The organism is Spirosoma montaniterrae, assembly GCF_001988955.1.
GTDB lineage: Bacteria > Bacteroidota > Bacteroidia > Cytophagales > Spirosomataceae > Spirosoma > Spirosoma montaniterrae.
The window spans coordinates 3,807,553-3,825,251 of record NZ_CP014263.1 but is presented as its reverse complement, the minus strand read 5'-3'; the positions used below and the strand labels follow the sequence as shown (position 1 = coordinate 3,825,251).

17 protein-coding genes are annotated in these 17,699 nt (G+C 50.6%); 8 read left to right on the top strand and 9 right to left on the bottom strand.

Annotated features, from left to right (window positions below):
• The first annotated feature begins 93 nt into the window (after window positions 1-93).
• The gene (locus AWR27_RS16510) at window positions 94-1,569 is read left to right on the top strand and encodes a TlpA family protein disulfide reductase (protein WP_077132183.1); all 1,476 of its coding nucleotides are present in this window, start codon (window positions 94-96) and stop codon (window positions 1,567-1,569) included.
• Between the two features lie 163 nt (window positions 1,570-1,732).
• Here the strand turns inward: AWR27_RS16510 and AWR27_RS16505 are convergent, their stop codons facing one another.
• The 3 genes from AWR27_RS16505 to AWR27_RS16495 form a co-directional block, all read right to left on the bottom strand.
• Complete coding sequence (locus tag AWR27_RS16505; RefSeq protein ID WP_077132182.1) at window positions 1,733-2,308, bottom strand: hypothetical protein; 576 nt, start codon at window positions 2,306-2,308, stop codon at window positions 1,733-1,735.
• Window positions 2,309-2,366: 58 nt separating this feature from the next.
• Window positions 2,367-3,278 carry a DUF58 domain-containing protein gene (locus AWR27_RS16500; RefSeq protein WP_077134036.1) on the bottom strand — a complete coding sequence of 304 codons (912 nt, stop codon included), beginning with the start codon at window positions 3,276-3,278 and terminating at the stop codon, window positions 2,367-2,369.
• Between the two features lie 134 nt (window positions 3,279-3,412).
• On the bottom strand, window positions 3,413-3,850 hold the full coding sequence (locus tag AWR27_RS16495; RefSeq protein ID WP_077134035.1) for a septal ring lytic transglycosylase RlpA family protein: 438 nt from the start codon (window positions 3,848-3,850) through the stop codon (window positions 3,413-3,415).
• A gap of 271 nt (window positions 3,851-4,121) precedes the next feature.
• Here AWR27_RS16495 and AWR27_RS16490 point away from each other — a divergent pair, with 271 nt between their 5' ends.
• From AWR27_RS16490 to AWR27_RS16460, 7 genes are all read left to right on the top strand, one after another.
• A complete protein-coding gene (locus AWR27_RS16490; protein ID WP_077132181.1) occupies window positions 4,122-4,451 on the top strand; it encodes a DUF3276 family protein in 330 nt (109 codons plus the stop codon).
• A 274-nt stretch (window positions 4,452-4,725) separates the two neighbouring features.
• The gene (locus tag AWR27_RS16485) at window positions 4,726-5,307 is read left to right on the top strand and encodes a hypothetical protein (RefSeq protein ID WP_077132180.1); all 582 of its coding nucleotides are present in this window, start codon (window positions 4,726-4,728) and stop codon (window positions 5,305-5,307) included.
• Between the two features lie 484 nt (window positions 5,308-5,791).
• Complete coding sequence (ychF, locus tag AWR27_RS16480; protein WP_077132179.1) at window positions 5,792-6,892, top strand: redox-regulated ATPase YchF; 1,101 nt, start codon at window positions 5,792-5,794, stop codon at window positions 6,890-6,892.
• Window positions 6,893-7,071: 179 nt separating this feature from the next.
• The gene (locus AWR27_RS16475; RefSeq protein ID WP_077132178.1) at window positions 7,072-7,437 is read left to right on the top strand and encodes a BlaI/MecI/CopY family transcriptional regulator; all 366 of its coding nucleotides are present in this window, start codon (window positions 7,072-7,074) and stop codon (window positions 7,435-7,437) included.
• The gene (locus tag AWR27_RS16470; protein ID WP_077132177.1) at window positions 7,434-9,341 is read left to right on the top strand and encodes a TonB family protein; all 1,908 of its coding nucleotides are present in this window, start codon (window positions 7,434-7,436) and stop codon (window positions 9,339-9,341) included. Before AWR27_RS16475 ends, AWR27_RS16470 begins: the two co-directional genes overlap by 4 nt.
• Window positions 9,338-10,561: a M56 family metallopeptidase gene (locus AWR27_RS16465; protein WP_077132176.1), complete on the top strand. Its 1,224-nt coding sequence runs from the start codon at window positions 9,338-9,340 to the stop codon at window positions 10,559-10,561. The genes AWR27_RS16470 and AWR27_RS16465 overlap by 4 nt, the downstream gene beginning before the upstream one ends.
• Before the next feature lie 200 nt (window positions 10,562-10,761).
• Entirely contained in the window at window positions 10,762-12,153 is a 1,392-nt protein-coding gene (locus AWR27_RS16460) for a S8 family peptidase (protein ID WP_077132175.1), read from the top strand.
• Window positions 12,154-12,283: 130 nt separating this feature from the next.
• Here AWR27_RS16460 and AWR27_RS25545 read toward each other — a convergent pair whose 3' ends face one another.
• The 6 genes from AWR27_RS25545 to pseF form a co-directional block, all read right to left on the bottom strand.
• Entirely contained in the window at window positions 12,284-12,769 is a 486-nt protein-coding gene (locus AWR27_RS25545) for a hypothetical protein (protein ID WP_077132174.1), read from the bottom strand.
• 65 nt (window positions 12,770-12,834) lie between these two features.
• Window positions 12,835-14,343 carry a lipopolysaccharide biosynthesis protein gene (locus AWR27_RS16450; protein WP_077132173.1) on the bottom strand — a complete coding sequence of 503 codons (1,509 nt, stop codon included), beginning with the start codon at window positions 14,341-14,343 and terminating at the stop codon, window positions 12,835-12,837.
• Between the two features lie 86 nt (window positions 14,344-14,429).
• Complete coding sequence (gene pseI, locus AWR27_RS16445; protein ID WP_077132172.1) at window positions 14,430-15,485, bottom strand: pseudaminic acid synthase; 1,056 nt, start codon at window positions 15,483-15,485, stop codon at window positions 14,430-14,432.
• Complete coding sequence (locus AWR27_RS16440; RefSeq protein WP_232325857.1) at window positions 15,482-15,940, bottom strand: GNAT family N-acetyltransferase; 459 nt, start codon at window positions 15,938-15,940, stop codon at window positions 15,482-15,484. Before AWR27_RS16440 ends, pseI begins: the two co-directional genes overlap by 4 nt.
• Window positions 15,931-16,947: a UDP-2,4-diacetamido-2,4,6-trideoxy-beta-L-altropyranose hydrolase gene (gene pseG / locus AWR27_RS16435; protein WP_077132170.1), complete on the bottom strand. Its 1,017-nt coding sequence runs from the start codon at window positions 16,945-16,947 to the stop codon at window positions 15,931-15,933. The genes AWR27_RS16440 and pseG overlap by 10 nt, the downstream gene beginning before the upstream one ends.
• A 58-nt stretch (window positions 16,948-17,005) precedes the next feature.
• Complete coding sequence (gene pseF / locus AWR27_RS16430) at window positions 17,006-17,698, bottom strand: pseudaminic acid cytidylyltransferase (RefSeq protein WP_077132169.1); 693 nt, start codon at window positions 17,696-17,698, stop codon at window positions 17,006-17,008.
• Between the last annotated feature and the right edge of the window lies 1 nt (window position 17,699).

Genomic DNA, 17,699 nt, shown 5'->3' with positions numbered 1-17,699 from the left:
GGTATGGCAAGCGTTTTGTAAGAAACAGACACGGACAAATCTGCTACTTTTGCTCCATTTCAGACGCTAAATTACACCCATAGACCACCTTCTATGAAACATCTGCTGCTGACCGCGTTGTGCGGTTTTCTGCTGACTCCCACCCTTTGGGCGCAAACTACACCGTCCGCCGAAGGTTTTCGTATTACAGGCCGCATTGCCGGATTGACCGACACAACCATTGTGCTGGCGCACTATTTCGGTGCTACTCAGTATATTCCGAAAGATACGGCTCGAATCGACGCTGCGGGAAATCTGGTTTTTGAAGGAAAGAAAACTCTGCCGCAGGGTCTGTATATCGCCGTACCACCCAATAAACGATACATCGAGTTTCTGATTGACGATGACCAGTCGTTCAGCTTCGAGACCGACACGGCCAACGCAATCAAGAACATGAAAGTAACCGGCTCAATCGAGAACGAGCGGTTTTATACTTATCAGCAGGAGCTTGGTAAATTTTATGATGAAGCACAGGCGATCAGCGCACAGCGGAGATTGCGCAACGACGCTGCTTCGTCGGCCATGTTTAATAAGCAGATGGCCGAACTGCAAACCAAAGCACAAACCTACCGCAATCAGTTCTTGAAAGATAATGCTGGCTCGTTTGCGGTGAAACTGATTAAAGCCTCTGCCGAACCCGACGTGCCCCCCGCACCCAAACTCGCCAACGGGCGTTCAGATTCGACGTGGGTATTCAACTACTACAAAAGCCACTTCTGGGACGACTTCGACTTTGCCGACGAGCGGTTTGTGCGCACACCTCTGCTCCAGCGCAAACTTGATCGCTACCTGAAAGAACTAACGGTACAACAACCCGACTCGCTTATCAAAGAAGCCGACTATCTGGCCGGGAAATCAATCGCGGGAAAAAGCAAAGAGGTAAAATCGTATGTTATCTGGTACATCACCAGTCAATATGAGCAGCCTAAAATTATGGGTACAGATGGGTTATATGTACACATGTTCGAGAAATACTACAAAACCGGGATAATGCCCGTAACAGACTCCTCGACTATCGCAAAAATTGGCGAACGCGTTAACTCACTGAAACCCACGCTGGTCGGAAAAATATTGACTGTACCGAACCTGAGCGATACGCTCCGCCGGGCCGTTTCACTGGCGAATATCAAGACTGACTACACCGTTGTATACTTCTATTCGCCTACGTGCGGCCACTGCCGAGACAGTGCGCCAAAGTTGAAGCAGTTTGTTGATGCCCACAAAGGCAAAGACGCCGAAGTGGTGGCTGTGGCTGTTGAGCAAAGCCCTGAAGAGTGGAAAAAATTCATTCAGGAGTTCAAACTACAACGGGCCATAAATGCCTATGACTTCACGTTCCGCAACGACTACCGCCATCAGTTCGACGTCTGGACCACGCCTACACTCTACGTGCTGGACAAAAACAAAACCATTATTGCCCGCAAATTGCCGGTCGAGCAGTTAGAAGACTTCATCCGTTTCCACAAACAACAGCAGGAAGCGACGAAGAAAACAGCTACGGCGTCGGTGAAGCCGGTTGTGAAGAAGTAAGTTTGGCTTATACTATGTTAAAGCAATGTGCTGGTAGCAGCCTATTGAGCTGCTACCAGCATGTTTTGTAATCTATAGGATTCGCTTTATCACTCATTTTATGTTGGTCAAATTTTCCAACAATCTGACTAAAATATAGTTAACGAGCTAACTTAGAATAGTCTTAAACAGGCAGTAACTTACTGTAGCTGCCATCTGAATTAAAGATGATAATCAGGCTTCCCCCATTCCCTAATTCATGTCGATGGGTGCCCTCTTTCATCTTGCGATTCGTGAACGGCAATACCATATCCGTCCACCGACTTTTAACCGAAGGTCGACTATAAACCCGATCCCCAATGATTTGCCCTAAGCATTGATTCAACCCGGTTTTATCGTCCACCGTTGGTTTGACGTTTTGTTTGGAATCCGCATCGAAGACCAGAATGATGTCGCCATCGAATGAAGCAAAGCGGTTGGGTGGATTATCCTTATAGCTATCATCGATACTGGGTAAGAGTAACCAGCAAGATTTACCTTGTTCATTCTGGTATTCTCTTAAAAGAATGATTCCTTTATCATTTGTCCAGTACTTGTTTCGAACACAACTGCTAATGAATTCAGATAATATGAGCCGCTTCCTTTGGTCAGTATCTAATTTGACTTGCCTTACTTCGTCACAAGGGGGGGGATACCCCGACTGAGCATACGTATAAAGAGTCAGAAGTGCCAAAATTAGAGATAAGCAAGCCCGGTTCATACAAAGCAGATTTGTTATATAATTAAACGTTATGTTCAATACGCAGTTCTATCACCTTCTATTTCATCTTCGTTCGCTTCACTAAATACGCCGTTAAAATCTGATCGAAACCCTGCGCGATGTCGGCTTCGATGAAGTCGATTTTGTATTGACCGCAGCGCATTTTCAGTTCAGTAAAATAGTTTCTCACCGCCTGTTGATACGTTTCGCGTACCTGACCGGGCTGTAGTTTTACCTTCTCGCCGGTTTCGAGGTCGATAAACTCGTAGGGCCGCTCGTCAAAGGCGAAATCTTCTTCGGTTCGCTTATCCGTTACATGAAAAAGCAGCACCTCGTGCAGATTGTGCCGCAGGTGTTGCAGGGCCGAAAATAGCGCGTCGGCCTTCTCGGAATTGTCGAACATATCGCTGAAAATCACGACCAGCGACCGCTTATTTATTTTTTCGGCCACCTGATGAATCACGTCGGCGGCAGACGTTCGGCGTTGCGGTTTAGGCTGCTGCATCAACTGATCTAACTGCGTGAACAGCTTGTGTACGTGCGAGGGCGTTGATTTAGTGGGTGTTTGCAAATCAATCTGATCGGCAAAGGTCGTCAGACTTACGGCGTCTTTCTGGCGTTGCAGCATATAGGCCAAACAGGCAGCCGCCATAACACTGAACGTAATTTTGCCGTAATTCTGCTCGGGATAATACATCGACGACGACGTATCGACCAGCAGGTGGCAGCGCAGGTTGGTTTCTTCTTCGTAGCGTTTGACAAACAGTTTTTCGGTCTTGCCAAACACTTTCCAGTCGATATGCCGCGTAGTTTCGCCAGTGTTGTAGAGCCGGTGTTCGGCAAATTCGACCGAGAAGCCGTGGAAGGGCGACTTGTGCAGCCCCGTAATAAACCCTTCGACCAACTGACGAGCCAGAAATTCGACGTTGCCGAACGAGCGAACCTGCCCCAGATTAAGCGGTTGTTTCATATGGGGAATATACAAACAAAAACCGAACCGTTCGCGCTCTGTCAGGAATTGCACAGAAGTTTGGCGAACGATTCGGTTTTTTTAGTCAACGAACACCATTCCTCGAAGAAGTGGCATTGGTTCATTCGTTGGTATTACAGCACCGGCTCGAGTTGCGGCTGGTAGTTTGCCGGTATATCGAAGGGCGAGGGGGTCATGGCTACGAAGGCACGACCTTTACCGACCACCCGAAGCGATACCGTGGCAACACCCTGCGATACCATGCCGATAGCACGGGCGGCTGCGTGGGTGAGGTCGATCACGCGGCCTCGGGCAAATGGCCCTCTATCATTGATTCGTACAATTACAGAGCGATTGTTTGTTAAGTTGGTCACCTCTACCAACGTGTTGTGGGGAAACGAACGATGGGCACCTTCGAGCGCATCAGAGCTAACTCGTTCGCCGTAGGCCGTTTTTCGGCCATTAAACTTCTTGGAATAAAAAGACGCTTTGCCTTTCTGTATGAGGCCCGGAAGGGCCTCCGTCGGTTTTATGCTGCCAAAAAACAGCATAATAGACACGATAATGCTCATACAGCTATCGGTTACGTGAAACAAATAAACGAGAGACATGCCGTTTGACAATGCACATACCCCTCGTCCCCGAAAAGTGCAATTCCTATATTGCAAAGATAATCGCCAGATACCTTATTACCAACCTTTTATCGAAAAATCTGTGGCGTAACCTCCACAAGTCTACCAATTTTCGGGGCTATTTTTCTACGAAATAAAGTGCATAAATCCTTTTGTTATCGGGCAATTGACTGTACTTTAGCACAAACGAACGTACTAAACCTAACACAACGTGGAGGACAGAGATCGGGACAAATTTTACTCTAAACGTGTTCGGGCAGGCAAGCGAACGTATTTTTTCGACGTAAAATCGACGCGTGCCAACGACTATTACCTGACCATCACCGAAAGCCGCCGACACCCGCAGGGCGATGGCTTTACCTATGAAAAACATAAGTTGTTTCTCTACAAAGAAGATTTCATGAAATTTGTCGAAGCCCTCCAGGAATCGGTCGATTACGTGAAAACCGAACTCATGCCCGAAGTAGATTTCGAGCAGTTCGCCAGCCGCGAACGCGATGAATTTGACGACTACGCCAGTAGCCAACTGAAATGGGAGTAACCAAATTTTTACGATACCAACAACGATTTCTTATATGAGAAGACTCTACCGTTGATTTAAATACAGGCCATCGTTCCAATGTCAACTTCTACAGCCTTCGGCCCGCGCCGGGGCTTTTTTTGTAGTACGCCGTCGCCTATAAAATATGTTACTACATAGTATAAATAGTTGCTTATCAGAGCGTTTTTTGTCTGGAAAAATTATTTTTTGTAATTATTTCCATTTTTTTAATTATATTTAATACAATTGTAACTCAATTAATTTTTCAACGGCTATGAACCGTATTGTTGGTTGCCTGCTCGGTTCGCTGCTATGCTTGTTCGGCTGCGAACCCGCTAACCTGACCAGCCAAACCGAACCGCTCATTAATCAGGACTCTGTACGATGTGTGCAGACGTGGCAAAAATTTCAGCTACCTAATGATACTATACTAACCCTAAAATACCAGCAACCTGTTCGACTCATGGACGGAGCTGATACCATGAGCATTACCGTCACCCGAATTGACGACTTCTGTACGGAAGAGGGTGAGAAAACCACGTATGGATGCGTTGCCAAAGTTCGGTTAGAGGTAAGCTTGAATAACAAATGTGTCTTTACTAGTAAAGAGGGATTAGAAATAGGAAGGCGAAATGCGTTGCCTGTTTACACGGACTTTTCTACAGTTAAATGTAATTGGTACAGCAATCAAATTGTGAGTGATCCATTAGCCAGCAGTGCATTTGTATTTTATAATTCGCTTATCTTATTCAACCGGCTTACTCCATTTGCCAAAAATCTACAAGAGTTTCAGGATCTTACCCTTAACAAACACAAGTACACAGTGACTCTCTGGTTGAAAAAGCGTTGCCTTTAATTTTCCACATACCCAAATCCAATTACCGATTATGAAACACATTTTTTTGATTAGCATAATGCTACTAATGTACGTGCCCCTATCTGCACAAACCAAAAAGACGAACAGTTTCTGCTTAACGGAAACGTCGGCCAGCAAAGCTCTCCCGATGGGTTTTCAGGCAATGAGTACTTCAAGTACCTCAGAATGCCCCAAATTCATTGTTCGAGTATATTTTCACTTTGTCTAATTGCGGCACTTACTACCTGCACGTTAACAACAGCAAGCGTAAAGAGATGGAAACCGACCGTATCCGGCTGTTGCTGGAGTAATCAAAACGTGCTAACTGTTTAAGCCTTCGGCCCGCGCCGGGGCTTTTTTTGTGGTACGCCGTAGCGGTTGTACTTTTGCCGAAAACTAAAGAGTGAAAGAGCGAAAGAGCGAAAGAGTGACTGGCTGATGCCCTTCGCTCTATCGCTCTATCGCTCTTTCGCTCATTCACAACATGGGCTTACAATGTGGAATCGTGGGCTTGCCGAACGTGGGCAAGTCGACGCTGTTTAATGCAATATCGAGCGGCAAGGCCGAAGCGGCCAACTACCCGTTCTGTACAATAGAACCCAACGTGGGTGTTGTCACCGTACCCGACGAGCGGCTTAATACGCTCGAAGAATTAGTGAAACCCCAAAAGGTCGTGCCGACAATTATTGAGTTTGTCGATATTGCCGGATTAGTGAAAGGAGCGAGTCAGGGCGCGGGTTTGGGCAACAAATTCCTGGCAAACATTCGCGAGGTCGATGCTATTGTTCACGTAATTCGGTGCTTCGACGACGAGAATATCGTTCACGTAGAAGGCAAGGTGAACCCGATTTCTGATAAAGAAATTATCGACGCCGAACTGCAACTGAAGGATTTAGAGTCGGTTGATAAGAAAATTCAGCGCATTGCGAAAGCGGCACAGGTTGGCGATGCTAAAGCCAAAGCCGAGCTTGAAACGCTGAAAAAATTTAAGACCGCACTCGAAGCCGGACGGTCGGCCCGCACGGTAGCGGTATCGCCCGACGAGCGCGATGCCGCCACCGGCGATCTGGCCCTGCTGACCGTGAAGCCGGTTATCTACGTCGCCAATGTTGACGAAGCCAGTCTGCCCAATGGCAACGCGTATTCCGACGCCCTGCGCGAAGCCGTGAAAGACGAGGGTGCCGAAGTGATTGTTATCAGCGCGGGCATCGAATCGCAGATTGCCGAGATGGAAGACCCCGACGAGCGCGAACTGTTTCTGGGCGAATACGGCCTGACCGAGTCGGGACTGAGTAAATTGATAAAAGAATCGTATCGGCTGCTGGGGCTGATTACGTACTTCACGGCAGGCGTGAAGGAAGTGCGGGCCTGGACCATTCATCGGGGCTGGAAAGCTCCGCAGGCCGCTGGCGTGATTCACTCTGATTTTGAGAAGAAATTTATCCGGGCGCAGGTCATGAAACTGCCCGACTTTGCCCAGTTCAAAACCGAAGCCGCCGTTCGCGAAGCTGGTAAATTAGCCGTAGAAGGCAAAGAATACGTGGTGCAGGACGGCGACATCATGGAGTTCCTGCACGGCGCGTAGAGACGCAACCCTTTGCGTCTCACCTGCGTCAGCCATACGCCAATGCAATGTCAAATTACCCCCCCCCTTAAAAGGCGCATCATCTGGTGCGCTTTTATTTTGCAACAAATAACTAATTAATTAGTTGTAAAACTAAATCATTAGTCATACCTTTCTGCCACTAACTGACAAACAAACCCATGCGCGAATTAACGAATGCCGAAGAAGAGATTATGCGCGTATTGTGGAAGCTCGGAAAAGGCTTTGTGAAAGACGTTCTGGCTGAACTACCGGAGCCAAAACCAGCCTACAACACCGTTTCGACCATCATCAGGATTCTGGAAAAGAAAGAACTGGTTGGCTATATCGCCTACGGCAAAACCCACGAGTACTACCCGCTGATTTCGGAGGAACAGTATCGCCGTTTCCAGACCGAGCAACTTATGACCAACTACTTCGACGGATCACTGAAAAAGTTGGTCTCATTTTTCGTCAGCGAAAAGAACGTCAGTCTCTCCGAAGCCGACGAGATCATTAAACTCCTGAACCAACAGAAAAAGCCATGACTGCGCTCGACTATTTTCTGAAAGCCAACCTCTACGGCCTGCTCTTCATCGGCTGTTACTACGCCCTACTGCGTCGGCATACGTTTTTTGGCCTGAACCGGGCGTATCTGCTGGCGTCGGTCGTGTTCTCGCTGGCGTTGCCGCTGGTAACGATTTCAGAGCAGGTAGCGCAAAAATTGCCAATGCCGATGGCTACAGTAGGCGTCTTCACGTTGCCCACGGTAGCCGTAAATGCTCCGCAAACTGTTGCCGTTGTCTCACCAACAGATGCAGCAGCGACTGCTTTTGATTCCTGGGAAGGGGTTGGCAAGGGTCTTTACGGTCTCGTTGTCAGCCTGCTCCTGCTCCGGCTGACTCTGCGGTTGTGGCAGCTTCGGCGGCTAATTCAGCAATCGCCTAAGCAGGCAGGGCCGGGCTATACGCTTGTGCTTCCTAACGATACAACGATACCAACCTTTTCATTTTTTCGCTACATCGTACTGAACCCCGCCGACGTGGGCAGCGGGTTGGTACTACAGCATGAGCGCGTTCACGTTCGGCAGATACACAGTGCCGACGTACTCGGGCTGGCCGTGTTACGGGCAGTGTTCTGGGCCTGCCCGGTATTGTGGTTCGTTGAACAGGCTCTACGGCAGGTACACGAATTTCTGGCCGACCGCACCGCCACGGCCCCTACCGACTACGCCCGGTTTCTGGTCGAATACAGCTTCGGCCTTCGCCCCGACAGACTGACCAATAGCTTTTTCAACCCTTCGCTGCTGAAACAGCGGCTGCTCATGCTGGGGCAGCGAACTACTCCGCGCTGGGCGTTGAGCAAATACGCGCTGGTACTACCCGGTCTGTTGCTGTTGCTGGCAATGACCGCCCGGCGTAGTCAATCGTTCACGAATCAAACCCAACCCGGCACAATCACCGTGACGGGGCGCGTGACGGGCCTGCCAACCGAGCAATCGTTGGCGCGAGCTACAGTGCTAATTAAAGGCACTAACAGAGGCACAAACACCGATTCGGAAGGGCGGTATCAGCTTACGGATGTACAGCGTAATGCATCATTAGTGTTCAGCCACATCGGTTTTATAACGAACGAGGTAAAGTTGAGTGGACAAACGGCTGTTAATGTTAGTCTTACCCCTACTGTCAATAAATTGAATGAGGTGCTGATTACAGGTTACAGTACTAAGTCTATTGATACCACCACTGCAACATTGCCATCAACAACGTTAGCTGGCAAATCAAATGAGGTATTTACGGTTGCAGAACAGCAGCCTCAATTTCCCGGTGGGGCTGCTGCGCTGCAAGCCTATCTGGCTCGTACCCTACGCTATCCCATCAAAGCGATTCGTGAGCGGATCACGGGTATTGTTGTTGTGAGGTTTACAGTCATGTCTGACGGACGCATTGACGATATTTATGTGGAGCAGGGTATTGGCGGTGGCTGTAACGAGGAAGCCATTCGTGTAGTTGGCCAAATGCCGAACTGGAATCCGGGTATTCAGGATGGAAAGGCCGTTTCGGTCTCTTATGCGCTACCATTACAATTTTATCTTGATCTTGACGATAAAGAAGACAAACGTACCGGACGCAATGAACCTGCGAAGTCGTTGACCGTCGACAATAGCAAAAACGCACCGTATCTGTTGGTCAATGATGTAAAACAGTCTGCATTTCCGACGATTGATTCAAGTTATAAGCAGATACGTATTAGGGGCAAAGGACCTTTGGGGGAATTAGGTGAACCACCCCTATACATTGTGGATGGAGTTGAAATTTCCACTGATAAAAACGCACAACTCGACCCTAACCAAATTCAATCGATTGAAGTACTAAAAAGCTCATCGGCGACTTCACAATACGGCGAGAAAGGAAGAAACGGCGTTATCATCATCACCACCAAAAAGCCATGACCACGCTCGACTATTTCCTGAAAGCTAATCTTTACGGTCTGCTGTTCATCGGCTGTTACTACGCCCTGCTGCGTCGGCATACGTTTTTTGGCCTGAACCGGGCGTATCTGCTGGCGTCGGTCGTGTTCTCGCTGGCGTTGCCGCTGGTGCCGTTGCCTGCCGGTTTGATGCCGGGGCCATCGTCGGCTCTGTATGTGCTAACGCTGCCAACGTTCCGGGTGGGTGCCGACGACACATCGGCTAATGGACTGCGTATCGAGCAATGGTTCTGGCTCGTTTACGGTCTGGGAGCTTTAGCCATGCTCGTGCGATTCGGTTTTCGTCTGCGGTCTGTATTTCAGATTATTCGGCGCGGAACGGCACAGCCAAAGCCGGGCTACACGCTCGTGAGCCTGCCCACCGACAATACACCTTCTTTTTCGTTTGGCCGCTATCTGGTACTGAGTAGGACCGATGCTCGAAATCGGCCCGATGCGCTGATCCAGCACGAATTAGCGCACATTCGCCAATGCCATACGGCTGATATTCTGTGTCTGGAAGTGCTTCGGGCTGGTTTCTGGCCTGTGCCGATACTGCTGCTCTATAAACGCGCTTTGCAGGAAGTTCACGAATTTCTGGCTGACCGGGCGGTAGTACACCAACCAGCCCAAACACTGTCGGTCGCTGACTATGGGCGTCAATTAGTTGCCTACGCATTGCACACGTCGCCAGTCGCCTTAACAACTGCTTTTGCTTTTCAATCAACCCTAAAACAACGGATTATCATGCTTCAGAAACCTGCTTCACATCGCCGATCTTTGCTCGGTTATGCCCTCGTACTGCCCTTAGCCGGGCTGCTCACCCTCTGCACACAAGCCGAACGCGACCAACCCCAAAGCGCAGCGTCGACCGCACCGATAAGTGGAGAAATTTATACCGTAGTTGAACAGCAGCCCGAATTTACGGGTGGCATGCCGAAATTGTTCGAGTATCTCGGCAGTAACTTAAAATACCCCGAAGCCGCGCAAAAAGTAAAAGCTCAAGGGCGTGTTTTTGTGCAGTTTGTGGTAGATAAAGAAGGCCGCGTCAGCAACGCGAAAGTACTGAAGGGCATCGGCTTTGGTGCCGACGAAGAAGCCGTCCGGGTAGTATCGGAAATGCCGCGCTGGAAACCGGGTAGGCAGGGCGGTCAGCCTGTGAATGTGCAGTACAATCTGCCAATCAATTTTCAGTTAGACTGATCTGGCGAGAATCTGTAAATGACCTCACTCGGCGGGTGTCGGCAGGAAGTCATAGCTGGCACCCGCGATAGGTATAAAATCAACAACTTACACATTAATCCATAAATCCAATATAGATAATTCAGTAACAAAAACATTTAATATAATTCTTTTTTCTACAAAAAAATTATATTTTGTACCCAAAACTAAATTCTTTAAACATGAAAGAAGGGTACTCATTTTCAACAAAACTCTTGATCACAGCCGGTTTAGCCGTTGGGCTATTCGCCTGCCAACCGTCTGTAGAGCCAGTGAATCCCTCCCCGACCAGTGGTGCTCGTAGCAATGCTAAGGGTACCTATGTAGATGGCGAAGTGCTGGTAAAATTCAAAGCCAACGTTGATGCCGACCGGCTGTTGAAGGCACTCGGTAAGGCCAAAGCCAGCAAAATTGACAAAATCCTAACCAAAATGATGGAGAAGGCAGGCGACAATGAGGGCGTTACGCTGGTTAGCACGTCGCTCGATGTATGGGAAGCCATTTCGCAACTGGAAGGATTGCCCGAAGTGGAGTACGCCGAACCCAACTACGTATATACCTACGGAGCTACCTCCAACGACCTGTACTATACCAACGGCTCACTGTGGGGCATGTATGGGCCTGCCACTTCGCCCGGCAATCAGTTTGGCAGTGGAGCCGCCACAGCCTGGGCGGCTAACAAAACTGGCTCCAGCAGTGTCATTGTCGGCATTATCGACGAAGGTTTCATGACAACCCACGAAGATTTAGCCGCTAACGCGTGGGTAAATCCATTCGATCCGGTCGATGGCCGCGATAACGACGGTAACGGTTATGTTGACGACAGTAACGGCTACGATTTCGCCGGTAACAACAGAACGGTATTCGATGGCACGTCCGACGACCACGGTACGCACGTAGCCGGTACGATTGGTGCCGTTGGCGGCAACGGGCGGGGCGTTGCGGGCGTATGCTGGAATGTAAAAATGATTTCGCTGAAGTTCCTGGGCAGCAATGGCGGCACCACAGCCAACGCCATTCGGGCCATCGATTACCTGACCGACCTGAAAACCCGTCATGGCCTGAATATCGTAGCCAGCAACAACTCATGGGGCGGTGGCGGCTTTTCGCAGGCGTTACAGGATGCCATTGGGCGAGCCAACGCAGCGGATATTTTATTCGTAGCCGCAGCCGGTAACGGTGGTTCCGACGGTGTGGGCGACAATAACGACGTGGTTGCCAACTACCCATCGAACTATCCCAACGCGAACGTGATTGCTGTTGCGTCGATTACCTCAACCGGGGCGCGGTCGGGCTTCTCGAATTTTGGCGCAGCGACGGTCGATATTGGCGCACCGGGTTCGGGCATCTGGTCAACTCTACCGGGTCGGCGGAATGCTTCTACGTATGGTTCCTACAACGGCACGTCGATGGCAACACCCCACGTAACCGGAGCCGTTGCGCTGTATAAGTCGTTAAATCCAGGCGCGTCGGCAGCGCAGATTAAAGCTGCTATTCTGGCTGCTGCCGTACCAACGGCTTCCCTGTCGGGCCGATGCGTAACGGGTGGGCGGCTGAGCGTTGCTTCCTTCTGATAATCTATCAACAAAGACAAGAAGGCCGGGCTGTCAACCTTGCCTTTTTGATTTACCAACAAATAAGAAAGCCGGACGACCTCCGTGTCATTCCGGCCTTTTTATGTTCAAAAAATAAGGCAACGATGGATTAGCGGTGGCGGAGCAATTCGATGACCAGGTCGAATTTTTGATTCATATGGTAGAACTCGCTTGTTACCTGCTGCCGAAACTCATTGTGCTGCTGGCGCAATTCGTTCAGGCTGGCCCACAATTTATCTTGTCCAGCCTGTAGTTCCTCCTGCCCCGTTTGTAGTTCGTCCTGCCCAGCTCGTAATTCGTCCTGCCCGGCTCGTAATTCGTCCTGCCCGGCCTTCAATACATCAATTTGAGCTACTTTCTGGCGTAGCTCATCCTGCCCGGTTCGTAGTTCATCCTGCCCGGCTCTCAGGATGTCAAATTGTTTCTGCATCGACAACGTCAGGTTCGCCACGCCACGGGCGGCTGTATTTGCGTTTTGGTCGGCACGGGTAGCAATTTCAGCAATCTGACCCTGTCCTTCAATCAGGCGGTCTATTTTCTGAAGTGATTCAGCCATCAATGGCTCTAACTGGTCAAGTCGGCGGTCGGGTGTCATAATAGCAAAAGTAAAGAAGATTTTGAGACGACCAAATTGGCTTCTGGTTACAGGAAATCTTTCGTTTACCGCTTAGAAAGTTTTGTCAGTTTTGCTAAAACTCCCCGTATCAGTTCATTAGCGTCGGGCGAGAGGTTTAAGGCATACACAGTACCAACGAAGGCTATTGTGATGGTCCCCGACCGAATCAGAACGTCAAGCGCAATGTGCCAAACTGACCCGCTCGCATGTGAAATCTGTTCGCTCAGGAGCCACACCAGCGCGGCCACAAGAATGACAACTCCGTTGCGCCACGAAAAGGGCTGCATCCGGAAAGCAAACCAGACCAGCAGCGTCCGGGCGAGGTTGTACAAAAACGTAGCCAGCACAGCCGCCACAGCCGCGCCGTTGATACCATACACCGGAATCAGCCAGTTATTGGCCGCAATGGTTACGAAAATCAGACCGATGAAAAACAGCGAGTCAATGGCGTAGAAGCGAGAAGTTTGCAAAATAACCCCGTTGACGCCCGTAGCCATGTCGATCAGCTTCGCCAAACCGAGCCACAGAATCACGTAATAACCCGCGTCGTAACCTGAGGGCAGAAACCGGAACAGTACCGGCAGATTTACGGCCACACCAATAAATACCAGACAGCCCGCAATTAATTGATTCAGGCAGCTTTTCCGGTAAATCATCAGAATATTGGCGCGGTCGTTGGCTTTCCAGGATTCGGCGATGAGCGTTCCCGACACTTTGTAGAGCATCGTTGCGGGTAGAGCAATCACAGCCGCGAAATACGACGCCGTGCTGTATATACCGGTTGCATCAAGTCCCTGCCCTTTGGCTGTGCTGAGCATTGCCTTGTCGATAGTCCAGATAATCTGTGTGGATAGAGCCGAGGTTAGAATAATACCTGAATAGCGAATTAGGTTTCGGCGCAGTTCAGGGCTAACAGACAGATAATCAGGATTGACAAAGAAATTGCCAGTACGGATTACGCTGCCAACCATCAGTATGGTCGGAATCAGAAAAGCCAGCAGCCACACGCCCAGAAATTGATCGAACGAAATCCAGCCAAGCCAGTACAGCCCACCCGCCAGCAGAATCAGCACCCGCTGCACAAACTGTTGAAGCATTGTACCCGTAACAGGGTCGTAGAGCAACTTGGCGTAGTTGTCGAAGACAGTGAAAAAGACTGTGAACAGCGTCAGCGGAATCAGCAAATAATAATACTCGACAAACAGGGCTGATTCTTTGCCGTACTGTTCCACCACCCACGGTTTGCCTAACCATAGCAACAGCACGCACAGGCCGAATCCAGCCAGCGTAGTTAACGTACTGAGCAGCAGATAGCCGTTGTGCTGCCGGTCGGTGTTGCGGAAGTACGGAAAATACCGCCCGCCCGCGTTGTTTAGCCCTAAACTCGATGCCTGGGCCAGCACCTGCGCCACGGCAATCAGTAAAGCCAGTAACCCAACCTGTTCTTTGCTGAAGATATTCGGAAAGAGAAGCCCCTGCGTCAGAAACCCCACCGCCACACCCGCGTAGGCGTAGAGCGACGATTGGATGGTTTGCCGTTTGATGATACCCATCTGAGTGATGAGTGATGAGTGATGAGTGATGAGTGATGGGTTTTTCTCTTGCGTCAGCAAACTCATCACTCATCACTCATCACTCATCACTTTAAAAGATTCCAGTTTAGTGCCGTTCCTGCTTTCACGTCCTGGGTAGCAAGCTGTCCCAGCACTTGCTCGTAGTAGCGGGTGTGCAGGCCGTTGGCGGGGCGGATGCTCCGAACGTTGTCGGGCGTGAAGGGTTCGCCAGCTTTAATGTCGTGAACGACGTATAGCGACCGTTTGAATTGACGGCTTTTCTGCTCTTTCGGTGTCAGTGTATAGCTCACCTGACCCATTGCCAGCCAGGCGCGTTCGGTTTCGATGACGAGGTTTTTCAATTCGTCGGGTTCGAGCGAGAAGGCCGAGTCAACGCCCCCGTCGGCCCGGCGAAGGGTAACGTGTTTTTCCAGCACCACCGCACCGAGAGCCACGGCGGCTACTGCCGCGCCGATACCCATTGTATGGTCCGACAGGCCCACCGGTACACTAAACAGGTCGCGCAGGTGCGGAATGGTGCGAAGGTTCGTACTTTCGGGCGTAGCGGGGTAAGTGCTGGTGCATTTCAGCAGAACCAGATCACGACAACCGTTCTCGCGCAACACGCGCACCGATTCTTCCAGATCAGCCACCGACGCCACACCAGTGCTCATAATCACCGGTTTGCCCGTTTGCGCTACCCGCTTCAACAAAATATGATCGGTATTTTCAAACGACGCAATCTTATACAGTGGCACATTCAGCGATTCTAAAAAATCGACCGCCGTAGTGTCGAAGGGCGAACTGAAGGCAATCATGCCGCGCTGTTGGGCGTGGTCAAAAATAGGTTTATGCCACTCCCAGGGCGTGTAGGCGTCCTGATACAGTTTATACAGATTCTTATCCGCCCAGAGCGAGTTGCTGTCACGGATATAAAACTCGTCTGACGCGCCGTTGAAGGTAATCGTGTCGGGCGTGTAGGTTTGCAGTTTGAGCGCGTGGGCACCCGCATCGGCCACGGCATCAACGATTTCCAACGCCCGTTCGAGCGATTGATTATGGTTGCCCGACATTTCGGCAATCACAAAAGGCCGGTGCTGCGGGCTGATGGTATAGTGGGCAACCTGAATGGGTTGGTTCATTTTTTATAAACTAAACTGTCAACCCCAAATTTACCGCTTTCGTGCGAGAACACGAACCCTGCCCGCTCGAAGGCCCGCGCCGACGCCCGATTTTCGGGTTTGATATACGCATGAATCGTAACGGCTCCCCACTGTTCGCGGCAAACGGTGCAGCCCCGTTCGATAAGCTGACTTGCCAGCCCCTTACCCCGGTGTTTTGCATCGACCGAAATACCGATAACGGTTTCGTTGGGGCCTCGCTCAAACCGCACCTGCCCAACCGGTTCGCCCGTCTCGTTCTCGAAAAGCAATAATAGAGCATTCGCGTCGGTCAGTTTGCGGGTAAACCAGGCCGTGTGGGTATCAAACGAGATAGGGGCGGAGTTGAACGATTGCCGCCGGGTGTCGGGGTCGTTGGCCCAGTCGAAATAGAGTTGACTATCGGCGGGTTGAGCGATGCGATGAGTTAATTGCATAATCGTTCAAACAAAGCCCGGAAGCGTTCGGGCGACCGGCCATCGAAATAACGGCGTTGATTTTGGGTCAGTAATTCCCGGTAACCTGCTGAGTCAGCCGACAGCCCGGTGTAAAGCGCATTGGCAATCTGATCGATGGTGGCGTTGATGGGCAGTACGTCGGGCGTAAGAGCATTCTTCTCTAAGAAAACCGCTAACCGGCTCTGATTATCAGCCGTTTGAATGGCAATCAGCGGGCGATTAACGGCGCACACTTCGTAGGCTATCGTGCTACAGGCTGTAATCGCTAACTGGCATTTGGTGAGTTCGGCCACCATCTGTCCGGCGTTCAGCTTTTCTAAAATATGCAGGTGCCTGACGTTGTTTTTCAAAGCATCGATGGCCGGTCGGTTCTGCTGCAAGGGGCCAACAACCACATGCACACGCCAGATTTGGTTGAGCAGCCGGAAGGCGGCCAATAAACCTTCGAGCACGCGAACGGTGGTGTTGCTGGGGTCGGCCCCGCCTAAGCTCACAAAAACGGGGCCTTCTTTGGGAGTCGGCGTAATGGGAGCAAAAAAAGGCGGTCGAAGCAGGGCGTAATGCGGGCCGATACAAAACTGCGTGTAGGATTCGCTTTGATACTCGTATTCCGTCAGGCCACCCGCATGATTCACCACCACGTCGGCTACCTGATGACCCGTTACCAGATCGTCGATGTAAACCAACGCCCGCGCCCCCGCCCGAACGGTTTGCTGATACGATTGATCGAACGCGTATCCATCCAGCACCACGACCATATCCGGCTCCAGCATCGACGCAAACTCATCGACCTGATTTGAAGCCAACGGCAACACGGCAACGCCTTCCTCTTCGATAAGCCGAACTACCTCCGGTGCGGGTTGTACGATGGCAAAACGCCGGTTATAGTCATCGCCCAGCATCTCGGCCAGTGCCAGACACCGCATCACATGGCCCAGGCCAATCTGTGCATCGCCATCGGCGCGGAAGAGAACCTTTTTTTTCATAGTGATGAGTGATGAACGATGAGTGATGAGTAGCTGCCGCAGGAAGAACACTCATCACTCATCGTTCATCACTCATCGCTTCATATTTTAGTTCGGCCAGTTGCCAGTCGGTTTCGGTATCGATGTCGTGCGCCTGCATCTCGGAGACGACAATGCCGCCCGTGTTATCGGTAATTAAACGTTGTGTTTTTTGAAATGCCGGAACGTTGAAAAAATAAAACTGCCCCGCGTCGTGATAGGCCGGTTCGAGGTCCTGCGAACGGGTCAGCGCGTGTTCGGGTTGAAACCAGTTAACTTTTCCATCGGCTAACCGAACTGCCCGCTGAATGGGAAAAGCGTATTGCTGAACGGGGTAAACCGTGTCGAACGCGTTAGCTTTTAGCAGGTTATAGGCTTCAGTGAGTAGAGTTCCCGTTACAAAGGGAGCAGTAGGATACAGACAACAGGCATACTCGAATGACTGGCCCTGTTTGCTGTATTGGTGCAGCACTTCGATCAGCACCTGAGCCGTTGTGGCAAAATCATTGGCTGCTTCAGCACTGCGCAGAAAAGGCACCGACGCGCCGTAGTGCCGGGCTACGTCGGCAATTCCCCGGTCGTCGGTCGAGACCATCACCGTATCGAACAGCCCCGACTGCCGGGCGGCTTCAATGGCGTAGGCAATGATGGGCTTACCCAGAAAAGACCGGATGTTTTTGCGCGGAATGCGTTTGCTGCCGCCCCGCGCCGGTATAATCGCGATGTTCGCCATG